The sequence below is a fragment of the Myxococcales bacterium genome (assembly GCA_012517325.1).
Lineage (GTDB): Bacteria > Lernaellota > Lernaellaia > Lernaellales > Lernaellaceae > JAAYVF01.
Map to the genome: position 1 here is coordinate 1 of JAAYVF010000092.1, position 13268 is coordinate 13268.

Consider the following 13268-nt stretch of genomic DNA (forward strand, 5'->3'; position numbering starts at 1 on the left):
CGGAGGGCGGGCCGGAAGAAGTGGCTTGGTGATCTACTCCGACGAATACGGCCCCAATCCCGAACTTACCGGAACAAGCCCAATCGACGGCAGTTTCTGGATTCTCGGCTATCCCGTATCAAGTTCTCCGACCAGCGCCACTGTCACCCTGACGGACGGCATCACTTCTCCGTGGAGAGGAATGACCGTTTACGCCAACGCGGTCAATATCCTCTATACAGAGCCGTTCGGAGGCCCGACAAACCCCGGCTGTTCCGAGGAATAATTTATACCGGCTGAACCGAATCGAGCGGCCGGGGGGCCAGCGCCTCTCGGCCGCTTTGATAGCGCTTGAATAGCCTCATTCAGCCGGCAATCGTTAAAATTGGGAAATGACGAATGATGACCATGCGTCAAGAAGCATTATCTCTTCGGAAGACCTTGCCATTATCGGCATAAAAACCAGTGAACGCCGCTCAATCCAGTTTGAATTTGGGTAGGTGGTCGCGGAAGAAGCGCTCCAGGCGGAGGTTGATGATTTCGGGATACTCGACCACGGTGTAGTGCGTGCCGTTGGGAACCACGAACAATTCGGCGTCCTTGATGCGATCCGTCATGAGTTGGGCGGTAGCCAGTGGCGTCATCAGATCCTTGGTGCCGGCCGTGATCAGCGTCGGCACGGCGACCTCCGGCAGATAGGGCGTGGCGTCGTGCTCGTTGACCAGCAGCATCATCCGCCAGTAAACCGGGAAATCCAGCGAGGCGAACCCCGCCACCATCTCGCCGAAGAAGTCGTCGTTGGCGGTAAAGATCTGCATTTTACGCATGACCGGAAGCGTCCAGGATTGTTGGAGGAGCCAGGCGAAAAGTTCCGCCGGCGCCTGCCCCAGCAGCGAAGCGAACTTCAACACCGAAACCGCCAGCTTTTCGAAGCCCGGGACGCCGTAGGCGGTCGACAGCAGGTGCCCCGGCGCGCCGTTGATGAGGACTAGCAATTTCACGCGGTCGGGACGTTGGTGATAGGCTTCGAGCGAAATCTGTACGCCCATCGACCAGCCGCCCAGCACGAAACGTTTCATGCCGAAGTGATCGGCCAGCGCGAACAGGTCGGCGGCGTGGTCCTCGATCCGCAGCTTGTCCCAATCGGCCGGCGTCCCCGAGGAATAATTGCCGCGCGCTTCCCAGGTCAAAATCCGGCAGGCCCGGCCGAAGCGTTCGGCGACGTATTTCCAGGTGATCAGCGGCGTGCCCAGGCCCGGCGCGATGATCCAGTCGACGGGTCCGTCGCCGTAAAGGCAGGCGGTCAGCGGCGTGCCGTCGTGTCCCGGCACGACGACTTTTTGCACGGGGGCGTATATCTCGGCCATGTGTCACTCGCGTTCGCTGGTCGCCGGGGACGCCGCGCGGCCGTCCCGCGGCGCCTCATTTTTTATCGAGAAAGCCCAGCAGTTTGTTCAGATCGACTTCCTGCCACTCGTCCTTGCTCTTCCGGCCGGGCTTGACCGGCCGGTGGCCGAGGATGTCGGCGAGCGGATCGGGCTGGCTTTCCTGAAGATTCAGCTCCGCGGCGACCTTGTCGAGCATCGCCACGGTCAGAGTCCGGGTCTTTTGCAGAAAGCCCTCGAGCAGGAGGTTGTCGGCCAGCGCGTTGAGCACCCGCGGCGATCCCTGGCCGTGAAAATGCAGCCGCGCCGCCACGTCGGGCGGGATGAGGCCTTTCTTGCCGCCGGCGACGTTGACGCGGTGAGCCAGGTAAGCCAGGGTATCGGCCTCGTCGTACCGTTGCAGGTTGACCCGCAAGGCGACGCGCTGGCGCAGCGGTTCGTCCAGTTGCAGATTTTCCTCGACCTCGGGCAGGCCGAAGAACACGAAATTGATCAGCTTGCGGCCCTGCGCCTCGATGTTGAGCAGGCCGCGGAATTCCTCCATCAACTCGCGCGTGCCGAACATTTGCGCTTCGTCGATGAGCAGCGCGACGATCTGCCCCTTTTCGTCGATGATCCGCAGGCGGTCGTAGATCTGGCCGAGGACCTCCAGCTTGTTGTGCTTGGGGTGTTCGACGCCGAGCAGTTGGGCAAAGCGATGCAGCAGCCAGTCGGCGGTCACCTCGGAATGGATGACGATCAGCAGCGCTTTGTGGAAGCGCGTTTCGTCGAGGCTTTCGAACAGGCGGCGGGAGAGCGTCGTTTTGCCCGCGCCGATTTCGCCGATGACCAGACTCAGGCCCCGGCGCTGTTCGAGGGCGAAGCGCAGCTTGTTCAGGGCGGTTTCGTGCGAACGGCCGTTCCAGAAGAAGATCGGGTCCGGCACGTTGGAAAACGGCTCGCGCTGCAAGCCGTAGAAATCAAGATAGCTCATCAAACATACCCGATATTGTCGTCGCCGCCCTTTTTGCCGCGGCCTTTCGAGCACTCGGCGATTTCCGCCTTGGCGCCGCGGTAATTGCTGGATTTCTTGTCGACCTCGACGAACAGCGCCTTGGCTTCCTTGAAGTTCCCTTGCTTCTTGAGCGCCACCGCCAATTCGAAGGTCAAATCCAGTTGCACTTGCTCGTCCTCGCCGCCGGATTGCCTGGCGGTTTCGAGGTATTCGACGGCCATGTCGTATTTGCCCAGGCTGGAATAGCACTGGCCGAGTTCGTAATTGACCTCGAAGGTCAACGAGCCGTCGTCCTTGGTCAGCGCCTTTTCGAATTCGGCGATGGCCTCCTCGATTTGGTCCATTTCGCGGAACGCGATGCCCAATTCGTAATGCGTCTGCGCCGAGCTGGAGGACCGCATGTCGTCCGGCAGGCTGGACACGAAGGATTTGAACACGTCGCCGTTGGTGTCCGCCGCGGCGGCTTCCTTTTCGCCCGTGCCCAGGTCGTCGATCAGGTCGGCGAGCATGTCGCCGCCGGCCGGCGCTTCCTTCGCCTTGCCGGTTTCGGCAAAGCCGAAAATTTCATCGAGCAGATCGGGCGCCGCGGCCGATTTCACCGCCGGCTCCGCCGGCATCGCGCCGCCTTCGAGTTCGTTGATCAGCTCGGCCATCAAATCGTCGCCGGTTTCGGCGAACACTTCGCGCACGGGTTCGGCCTTGGCTTCGGCCAACCGGTCCGCGGCGCTCTCCGCCGCCACGCTCTCGCCTTCCACCTCGGCGATCGCCTCGGCCCTGGCCTCGGCGAGCGGCAAGGTTTCGTCCGGCGTGCTTTCGGTGAACGGCCGGAACTCTTCCAGAATGCGGCTGGGCGTCTCCGCGGCTTTCGCCTGGCTCGCGCTGGTGGTCATGAACTCGTCAGGCGAAATTTCCGCGGTGGTGAACAGCGTTTCCTTGGCGGCCTTTTCCTGCGCCGCTTTTTTCTCGGCGAAGATGTCGGAGGTGCCGTAGACGATCCCTTCGACCAGATCAACCTTTTCCCGTTGGGCCGGTTCCGCTTTCTCCACCGGTTCGGCGACGCCGGTGCTGCTCAACAAGCCATCGAGCGCCTCGACGAATTCTTCCTCGGCCGGCTTGCTCTCGAACAGTTCGGCTTCGAGATCCGCCGCCTCGGCGGCCAGGGCGGCGTCGACTTCCTTGGCGCCTTCCTCGGGGAACAAATCTTCTTCCGCCGGGACGGGTTCGGTCGCTTCTTCCAGCAGGGCTTCCACCTTTTCCTCGGGAGCGACCACCACCGGTTCGGCCGGCGGTTCGGGAATCCGGAACTCCTCTTTGGCGGAGGGTGCGCCGGTTTCGCCGACATCGCCGAAGACATCGATATCGTCGACCTCGGCAGCGGGGGCTTCGGCGAAGACGTCCTCTTCGACCGCATCGGCGACGTCGGCGGTTTTTTCCGCCTCGGACTGGATTTGTTCGGCTTCGCCCCAATTGATGTCGATCTCTTCGTCGCTGGCCACGGAGGTTTCATCCAACTGCTGCAGCGTGAAGACATCGTCGGCGATCGGTTCTTCCATGCCTTCGGCCGGCGCCACGGCGGGCGCGGTCTCGACGTGCAGGGACGCGAGGCGGGATTTCGCTTCCGGATCGTCGGGCCGGATGACCAGGATCTGCTTGAGCGATTGAACGGCGCCGTTGTGATCGCCCATCGCCAGCGCTTCCTCGGAGCGGGCCAACAGGTCGGCGACTTTTTCCTCGTCGGTGACGCCGGCCTTGAAGAGGTCGAAGACCTTTTCCTTGGCGACGGCGTTGGTCGGATCCAACTCGAGGATTTCGCGCAGATGCTTTTCCGCGGCGCGGCGCTTTTTCGCGGCGAGTTCGATGCTATACAGGGTGAAGAGCGTTTCGATGGCGCGGTCGCGTTGTCCGACCTCGAGGTATGCGTCCTTCAGGCGGCGCTGCACCGGTTCGTTGTCGGCCTGGAGCCCGGCGGCTTCGCGGAGGATATCGATCGCCTCGGCGGTCCGACCTTCGGCGATGCCTTGATCGGCCAATTCGAGCAGTTGAATGATCGCCTTGCCCGGTTGGCCGGAGGCTTCGTAAAGCGTGATCAGTTCCCGCCGCAGGGCGCCGTCTTCCGGCTGCAACTGCAGCATTTCGTTGAGCGCGTCTTCCACGTCGTCGGTTCCGCCGGCGGCCTTGGCGGCCTCGGCCAGGAAGCGCAACTGTTCGACGGCTTCGGCGGGCCGGTTCGCCTCGATATAGAGGTTCTTCAGACGGCGGCGCGCCTTGGCGTTTTGCGCGTCGAAGGACAACACTTGCCCGTAACGCCGGATTGCCTCGTCGACCTCGCCGTCCTTGCGGGCCGCGTCGGCCAGAATCATCGCCTGCGTGGCGGCGTCGCCGGTCCGCTCATGGGCGGCAAACAGGTCGATCAAGGCATCGCGAGTTTCGCGATCCTCGGCGTTCGCGGCCAGGATATCGTTGTAATACCCGATCGCCCGGTTCAGATCGCCGCGCTCGGCGGCCAGTTGCGCCTGTTCGAGTTGCACCGCCCGGCGCGGTTCGCTGCGGCCGAACGCCGCATAAAGCGACAGCAATTCGTCGAGGGCTTTTTCGCGGTATTTTTCGAGCCCGGCGGCCTGGCGCAGAATCCGTTCGGCTTCGCCCTCCTGACCGGCGGTCTGGAGCAATTTGCCGATGGCGAACAATTCGGCCGCATAGGCCTCGTTGTCACCGCGCCGCTGATGAATATCGGCGATCCGCTGGTGCACCGCGAGACTGGCCGGATTGAGCGACAACGCTTCCTGCAAGGTCTTCTGGGCTGGTTCCCACTCGGCGGCATCGATCGCCAGGTCCGCCAACCGCAGCAACACTTCTTCGGCGCGCTCCGGCTGCCGGCTTTCTTTGTACAGATCGGCGGTGCGGCGCAGCGCCTGGCGGTTGGTCGGATCGATCTCCACGATCTCCGCCAGATTCGCCAACCGGCGCGGGCCGTCCCACGCGGTCATTTTCTGATCGGCGACGAACAGCAGCGCGATGGCCTGTTCCGCCTGACCGGCCGCCAGGTAGCGTTCCTTCAGATCGCGCCTAGCCTCTTCGTTGATCTCGTCCAGATCGAGGATTTCCACGAGCGCGGCGATCGCCTTCTGCGGCTCTTCGCGCTGGTCGGCGGCGACCACCATCCGGAACAGCACTTCCACCGCCTCGGCCAGATCGGCGGTGAAGAGGTAGGAATCCTTCAGCTTCCGCAACGCGTCCGGGTGGCCGTCCCGCAGTTCCAGCACGCGTTCGTAACTGTCGCGCGCCACTTCCACGTTGCCGGCGTCGCCCTGGGCGTCGCCGAAGGACAGCAGCGTGCGGATCGCCTCTTCGGACCGGTTGGAATCCAGGTAGAGGCGGGTGATTTCGTCGACCGCCAGTTCGTTGGTCTGGTCGAGCGCCAGGATTTCCCGGAGCAGGGTTTCGGCTTCGCCGACGCGTTGCCCGGCCATCGCCAGATCGACCAGTGCGAACAGTTCGCCGACGGCTTGCTGCGAATCGCCCGCCGCCTTGTACGCGTCGACCAGCATGCGGTGAGCCGTTTCGTGGCTCGGATCGAGTTCGAGAATCCGCTGCGCCACGCTGAGGACGACTTCGTGATCGCCGGCCGCGATGGCCGCGGCGTGGAAGCGCAAGAGTTCCTCGATCAGCGGCTGGGTTTCGCCGGTCCGCGCCAGCAGATCGACGAGTCGGTCGTGAATGGTTTCGGAGAACGGCGCGAGTTTCTGCGCCTGCCGCAAGGACCGCAGGGCGTCGCTGAGCAATTCGCGGGCGACTTGGACGCCGGCCAACTGCTCCAACGTGATCACCGCGGCCTCGGGCTGTTCGAGCATTTCCTCCAGGACGGCCCGGCTGGACAAGGCCGAAAGGTTTTCGCCGTCGAGTTCGAGGATTTGCTGGATCGACGACAGGGCGGCGGCGTAATCGTCTTTCTTCTCGGCGGCTTCGGCCAGTTGGAACAGTTCGCGGATCGCCTGGCCGGTATCGCCGGAGGAGATGTGCACCTGGCTGAGCAGTTCGAGCGCCCGACCGTTCTCGCTTTCCAGGTCGAGGATCTGGCGCAGGTATTTTTCGGCGCGCGGGTAATCGTTTTTGCCCTGCGCCATTTCGGCCAACTGGAACATTTCGTCGATCGCCGCGGCGCCTTCGCCACCGGCGACCAACAAATCGACCAGTTGTTCCAGCGCCTGTTCGTTGCGCGAATCGATCGCCAGCACTTCCCGGCAAAACGCCTTGGCGTCCTCGGTATCGCCCTGCCGGGTCGCGATTTCCACCAGCGCGAACAGTTGTTGAACGGCGCCGCTCTTTTCGCCGCCGGCCAGCAACAAGGCCTTCAGATCGGACCGCGCCTCGCGATGATCCGGATTCAGCCCGATGACCTTGCGCAGGTAGTTCTCGGCCAGATCGCCGCGGTTTTCATCCTGAGACAAGGTCGCCAGATACAGGTAACGGACCACGGCGGCGTCGGTATCGCCCGCTTGCACGGCCATTTCGGCCAGGGCCAGCAAGGCGCGCCGATCTTCCGCGGCGAGCGACAACATTTCCTCGGCGTACTTCGCCGACTCGGCCAGATCGCCGGCCTGGCGGAAACGGACGACGAGGCCGTAAAGCAGATCCAGCGCCGGCTCGAGGCGGCCCAAGTCGAGGTAATAATCTTTGAGCGCCAGCACGGCCGGCAGGTGGTCGGGAGAAAGCTGGAGAATCTGGCGGTACGCTTCCTCGACCCGCCCGACTTCCTCGGCTTGCCGGTACAGACCGGCGAGGGCCGTCAATTCGTCGATCGCGAATTCCGGCCGGTTCAATTCGAGGTACAGGTCGCGCAGCCGTTCATGGGCGACCACGTGAGCGGCGTTCACCTCGACGATCCGGCGATAATATTCGAGCGCCTTCATGAAGCGATTGGCTTCGCGCGCCTGATCGCCGACCAGCAACAGCGATTGCACGGCGCGTTCCGGCTGCTTGGTCTCGAAATACAATTCGATCAGCCGCAACGCCGCGACTTCGTTCTCCGGATCACTGGCCAAAGCCTGATTGAGCGTGTCGATGGCGCCCGTGCGGTCGCCGCGGCGCTCCTGCAATTCGGCAACCGCCAGCAGTTCGGCGACGGCCTTGCCGACATCGCCGCGCGCCACGTAGACCCGGGCGATGCCCTGGCGCGATTCGAGGTTTTCGGGATCCAACCCGGCGATTTCGCCCCAATAGGTCAGCGATTCGTCGAGCCGATCGGCGGCCTCGGCGGCCGCGGCCAACGCGCCGAGTTCGGCGACGGCTTTTTGCGATTGTCCCGCGTCGAGATACAAATCCTTGAGCGCGACATGCGCCTGGCGGGCTTCCGGATCGAAGGTCAGCACCTCGCGCAGGGCGTTTTCGGCTTTATCCATTTCGCCGGCGCGCCGCATGTCGTCGGCGATGTCGAAGAGGATGTCGATCGCTTCGGCCGTGCGGTCGAGGTCATGCAGAATGCTGATCTTGCGCCGCTTGGCCTGCTCGTAGCGCGGTTCCAAATCGAGCACACGGTCGAGTTGCGCCAGCGCCGCCGGCAGATCCTCCCGATCCAGCGAAGCCTTGGCGAGCAACATCATTTCGCTGATCGCCTGTTCGCGATCGCCGGTCACCAGGTAAAGCGCGCACAATTCCTCGTGCGTTTCCAGGCCGGCCGGTTCGAGGGCGAGGATTTCCTGCCAGGCCTCGATGGCCTTGGCGTGCAGGCCGCCGTCGGCCGCCTGGCGGGCGATGATCTGCAATTCCGCGATCGCCTTCTCGGTATCGCCGGCTTCGAGATACAAGTCTTTCAGATGATGATGCGCCGCCGCGTTTTCGGGCTCGAGATCCAACAGCCGCAGGAAATAAGCGATGGCCTGATCGCCCTTGCCGGCGGCCGCGAACCGATCGGCCAACCGCCGCAGCAAGTCGGCCTGCTTGTCGTTCTGATCGGTCAGGTCGTACAACTCGAGCAGGGATTCCTGGGCCTTGTCTTCGAGCGGACGCAATTCGAGGATGCGCCGCAGATAGCCTTCGGCGCTGGCCGTATCGTCGGCGGTCATGGCCCGGTCGTAGAGGAAATACAATTTTTCGACCGCGCGATCGATCTGCTCGGTCTGCTCGTACAACCCGAGCAATTCCTGGTGCGCCCCTTCGTTTTCCGGATCGAGCTCCAGGATGCGGGCGAATACTTTTTCGGCTTCGTCGAATTGTTCCAGATCGCGGTAGCGGCCGGCCAATTCGAACAGATGAATCACCGCCCGTTCGGGCTCGCGGTCGACGAAATAATCGGCCAGTTGGCGCGCCGCGTCGAGGTTGTCGGGCGCGTACTCGACCATCAGGGTCAGATATTGTTCCAGCTTGGCGGCCCGATCCTGCGCCCGGGCCAGCTCGATCAACCGCTCGAGAATTTCGGTCGCCTTCTCGTTGTTGCCGCCGTCCCGGTGAACGGCCATGACTTTTTCGAGAATCGGCAGCGATTCCGGATTGCGGGCCAACGCGAGATTCAGGTATTCGATGGCCTTGTCGCGCAAATTGTATTTGAGGTAAATGTCGATGGCTTCCTCGATCCGCGAGGTCGCCTCGTCTTCGCTCATGCCGCTCAGGTCGATCTGCTCGGGGCCTTCCTCTTCCGGTTCGGCCGCCGCTTCTTCCGGCGCCGCGACTTCCGCCGCCGGTTCTTCCACCTCGAAGGTCACGGCCTCTTCCTCGACGACGATGTCCTCGTCCAGGGCCGGTTCCTCGGGCAGTTCCTCGATGGCGATTTCCTCGATCGGCAGCTCTTCCATCCGCCGGTTCACTTCCGCCGCGATATCGTCGGCGACCGGCGTTTCCTCCTCGAGCGAGATTTCCTCGACCTCCGGCTCCAACTTCGTTTCCCGGACCGGCTCTTCCTCCTCGATCGGCAATTCCTCGATGACGATTTCTTCCTCGGCCGCCGGAGCCGCCGCGACGGGGATTTCTTCCTCGAGTTGAACTTCCTCGATGGCGACCTCTTCCTCGCCGGCGGTCTCGATCGGAATCTCTTCCTCGATCGGCAATTCCTCGATCGCCGCTTCCGTGGGCGCGGCTTCCTCGATTTCGATTTCCAGTTCGTCGAGCGCCGGTTCCGCGGCCGGTTCGGCGACGGCCTCGATGACCGGTTCTTCCTCGACGGGCGCGACCGGCTCGGGCTCGGGTTCCGGGCCGATTTCGTTCAATTTCTGTTGCGCGTATTCGTCGCCCGGCGCCAGGCGCAGAATGTGGTGACAAACCTCGCGCACTTTGTCGAGCCGGTTGATTTGCTGATAGAGCGCGCCGGCGCGTTCCAGCGCCTTGACGGCCACCGCCGGCTTGCCGAGTTCCTCGGCCAGTTCGGCGGTCAATTCGAGGGTGCTGCTGCTGCCGGCCAATTCGCCGGAAAGCTTGGCCAGCCGGGCCAATGCCAGGGCGGGCTTTCCCTGATGGCGATAAATTTCCACCAGGCGATACAGGATGTCGAAATTTTCCACACCGCGATCGAGAATGCCTTCGAGCAATTTCTGCAACTCGGCGTGCTTGCCCTGCTGTTCGAAAATATTCGCCGCCCGCAGGAATTCCGCCACCGCTTCGGCCGTGAATCCTTTTTCGAGGTAGCGCTGCCCCAGCTTGAGCCGGCCGATGACGTTGGTCGGGTCGAGATCGAGCATCATGCGGCGGATGTCGAGCGCTTCGCGTTCCTTGCCTTGTTCCTCGTAAATCGCCGCGGCCTTCTGGTATTGCTCGACGACCTCGGGCATGAGCCCGAGCTTGTGATAAAGGCTGGCCAGCTTGAGGTAGACCTCGATCATGCTGGGTTTGATTTGCAGCGCTTGTTTGTAAACGGCGATGGCTTTGGGATAAAAGCCCTTTTCCGCGTAGGTTTCGGCGACGGTCAGATATTGATCGAGTGCCCGAACGCTTTCGCCTTGCTTCAGATAGTAGTCGGCCACCTTGAGCCGAATGCGCATGTTGTTGGGATCCGCCTGCATTTCCTGGAGCAGCGATTGCAGCTCCGGATCGCTCTTCTGTTGTTTGGCGCCCCGCAGCTTCTGCAGCAAGCCATCTTTTTTCTTCCGCTCCTTGGCCAAGGCAACTCTCCCGTCGTGTCAGATAAGGACGCTATCCGCTCGTTAAATGAGTAAAAACCCCTCTCCTTTTCGGGGGAGGCGTAACGTGCCGCGCTGGATACTTTTATTCTATCTTATTACCCAGCAAAAAACTAATGGATTCCTCCCCGGCAATCAAGCCGTAAGCGAAGAAAAAAACCCGGAAATCAGACCATGGATCGCCACTCTTTGGGAAGGGTGGTCAACTTTTCCAGGCCCGTTTCGGTGACCAGAACGATATCCTCGAGGCGGACGCCGAAACGCCCCGGCAAATAGATGCCGGGCTCGATGGTAAAGACCATGCCGACTTCCGCCGCGCCGCTGCCGAGCGGGCTGACGCGCGGTTCCTCGTGAATTTCCAAGCCCAGGGCATGTCCGGTGCCGTGACCGAACATCGCGCCGAATCCCGCCTGCTCGATAATCTCCCGGGGCACGCGGTCCAGAGCCGGGAATTCGTAACCCGGCTTGCCCGCGGCCAGACAGGCCTGCTGGGCTTCATAGACCACCTGGTAGACTTTTTTCGCGTCCGGGTCGAGCGGCTCGCCGACGGCCAAGGTCACCGTCTGGTCGGAGCAGTAACCGTCCACGATGCAGCCCCAGTCGATCACGATCAATTCACCGGCGGCGATCACTTTATCGGAGGCCGTACCGTGCGGCATCGCGCCGCGCGGGCCGGAGGCGACGATCGTCGCGAAGCTAACGTCGGACGCGCCCAGCCGGCGCATTTCGGTGTCCAGCGCAAAGGCGATGCCCCGTTCCGTCACCCCGGGCTGGATCAGCGGTAGGATCGTTCTCAAGGCCGCTTCCTGAACCTGGACCGCCTTGCGAATCGCCGCGATCTCGCTCGCGTCCTTGATTTCCCGCAGGCGGGTGATCAGCCTTCCCAACGGCCGCAGGGTCACCGGCCCGGCGTCTTCCGCCAGTTGACGATGCTGTGAAACGGTCATCGTTTCGTCTTCGACGCCCAATTCGGCGACGCCCAATTCGCGCAGTTTTCCGGCGATTTCCTTGAATTTTTGCCGGAAAGTGACCACCGAAAAACCGTGCGGGGTCACCTGGTCTCCGGCCTGCTCGGTGTAGCGGGAGTCGGTAAGAAACCAGGCGTCCCGTTCGGTCACCAGGAGCGTGCCTTCCGTTCCCGTGAACCCGCTGAGATAGCGGACGTTCGCCGGATTCCAGACCAGTGCCGCTTGGCAAGCGGCTTCTTTCAAGGCGGCGCGCAGACGCGACAATCTAGATGTCATGACCGACCAACCTTTCCAGGCAGTAACGCAACGCCAAACGATAACCGTCCGGGCCGAGGCCCTCGATCCGGCCCACCACCACGCTGGAGATCGTGCTTTGCCGACGGAACGGTTCGCGCGAGGAGAGATTCGACAAGTGGACTTCGATGACCGGCACCTGGGAGAAAATCACCGCGTCGTACAGGGCGACGCTGGTGTGCGAATAGGCCGCCGGATTGATGATCAGGAAATTGTACTTGCCGCGGCAGTCGGCGATTTCCCGCACCAACTCGCCTTCCAGATCCGACTGAAAAGTATCGACCTCCACGCCGACGGAATTACCCATCGCCTGGAGCGAGGCGTCGATTTCGTCCAGCGGTTCGGTGCCGTAGAGGTCCGTTTCCCGCTCCCCGAGCCGGTTCAGCAAAGGGCCATGGATCACTTTGATGCGAGCCATCAGTTTTTCTCCTTTCGCGACCGCCAAGTTTTCCAGAATTTCTTGCGATTTTTCTCCCCGTTAGCTTCGGACTGTCGCTCCTCTTGTCCAAAACCGACCAGCGGTTCGGCTTCTTCCGGGGACGGCGGTTCGACCGCGGGAATCAATTTCTGATGGGGCTCTTTCTTTTCGGCCGGTTCGCGGGATTGCAGATCGCCGAAGACATCGATCTCGTTGATCACCAACTCTTCATCCATGCCGTCGGTCGGATCGTATTCGACGCCCTGATCAACCCCGTCTGCCTCCGGCCCCGTCGGGGCCTCTGTTTCTTCACTCTTTTCCGCCGGCTCGTCCGCGGCGGCTTCGCTTTCCGCCGGTTGCGCCGGCGGCTCGTAGATTTCTTCCTTGTCGTCCGCCTGCGGTGCGGCGACGGGCGCGCCGTTTCCGTTATCGCCGGCGACCAGCGGCGCCTCACCCGTCGTCAACAGCGGATCGAAGAAATCGCTGACCAGCCGATCGGCTTCCTTGGCCGCCAAGCCCGCCAGGGCCGCGTTATGGGCGGCGCTTTCGGTCCCTTCGCTTTGGGTCACGTCCGCCAACGATTCCCGCGGCAGTTCGGGTTCGACGGGCTTCTCCGGTTCGGGCGCGGCGGCGACCGGAACGACCGCTTCGGCCTCGGCCGTTTGCGAAGCGGCTTCGTCCGGCCATGGCCGGTCCGCGGTGATCGGATTCGGCAAGGCGTGCCGGCCCTCGGCCAGCAACCGGCGAAGCTCGGCGTGAAACGGATTTTGTTTCAGCAGTTCGTCGCCAAGCCGGCGGGCCTCGTCCTCCCGCGACACGCCGAACAACGCCTGGGTCAAATGCAATTTGGCTTCGAAGGAACCGACCCGCTTCACCACATCGGAAAGTACTTCGACGGCTTCCGGCCAGCGGCCGAGGGTGATGAGCACGACGCCTTTGATGTCCAGGTAGGACAAGTTTCCGGGATGAACGGTCAGTCCGGTTTCGAGAACTTCCAAGGCTTCATGCGGCCGCCCGGCGGCCGTCAGAACTTCCGCGATTCGATGATGCAACCGTTTATTGGGAAATCTCTGCAACTCTTGTCGCCAAGCGGTAATTTGTCGAAGTTGATTGTCTTGCATAGCC

At 62.5% G+C, this 13268-nt stretch carries 7 protein-coding genes; 1 reads left to right on the forward strand and 6 read right to left on the reverse strand.

Annotated elements, in window-relative coordinates; translation table 11 throughout:
- Positions 1–25 precede the first annotated feature (25 nt).
- Entirely contained in the window at positions 26–265 is a 240-nt protein-coding gene (locus GX444_16235; GenBank protein NLH50128.1) for a hypothetical protein, read from the forward strand.
- 190 nt (positions 266–455) lie between these two features.
- Here GX444_16235 and GX444_16240 read toward each other — a convergent pair whose 3' ends face one another.
- The 6 genes from GX444_16240 to GX444_16265 form a co-directional block, all read right to left on the reverse strand.
- Positions 456–1346 (reverse strand): alpha/beta hydrolase, encoded by an 891-nt coding sequence (locus GX444_16240; protein NLH50129.1) that lies wholly within the window; start codon positions 1344–1346, stop codon positions 456–458.
- A gap of 55 nt (positions 1347–1401) precedes the next feature.
- Positions 1402–2337 carry an AAA family ATPase gene (locus tag GX444_16245; GenBank protein ID NLH50130.1) on the reverse strand — a complete coding sequence of 312 codons (936 nt, stop codon included), beginning with the start codon at positions 2335–2337 and terminating at the stop codon, positions 1402–1404.
- The gene (locus tag GX444_16250; protein NLH50131.1) at positions 2337–10445 is read right to left on the reverse strand and encodes a tetratricopeptide repeat protein; all 8109 of its coding nucleotides are present in this window, start codon (positions 10443–10445) and stop codon (positions 2337–2339) included. Before GX444_16250 ends, GX444_16245 begins: the two co-directional genes overlap by 1 nt.
- Positions 10446–10630: 185 nt before the next feature.
- Positions 10631–11707, reverse strand: coding sequence for an aminopeptidase P family protein (locus tag GX444_16255; GenBank protein ID NLH50132.1), 1077 nt, complete (start codon positions 11705–11707; stop codon positions 10631–10633).
- Positions 11697–12143, reverse strand: coding sequence for a type II 3-dehydroquinate dehydratase (aroQ, locus tag GX444_16260; GenBank protein ID NLH50133.1), 447 nt, complete (start codon positions 12141–12143; stop codon positions 11697–11699). The genes GX444_16255 and aroQ overlap by 11 nt, the downstream gene beginning before the upstream one ends.
- A complete protein-coding gene (locus GX444_16265) occupies positions 12143–13195 on the reverse strand; it encodes a hypothetical protein (protein ID NLH50134.1) in 1053 nt (350 codons plus the stop codon). Before GX444_16265 ends, aroQ begins: the two co-directional genes overlap by 1 nt.
- Positions 13196–13268 lie beyond the last annotated feature (73 nt).

Excerpts from the sequence above, each read along its gene's own strand:
- GX444_16240 (NLH50129.1), bottom strand. The coding sequence starts at position 1,346 with ATGGCCGAGATATACGCCCCCGTGCAAAAAGTCGTCGTGCCGGGACAC.
- aroQ (NLH50133.1), bottom strand. The coding sequence starts at position 12,143 with ATGGCTCGCATCAAAGTGATCCATGGCCCTTTGCTGAACCGGCTCGGG.
- GX444_16245 (NLH50130.1), bottom strand. The coding sequence starts at position 2,337 with ATGAGCTATCTTGATTTCTACGGCTTGCAGCGCGAGCCGTTTTCCAAC.
- GX444_16255 (NLH50132.1), bottom strand. The coding sequence starts at position 11,707 with ATGACATCTAGATTGTCGCGTCTGCGCGCCGCCTTGAAAGAAGCCGCT.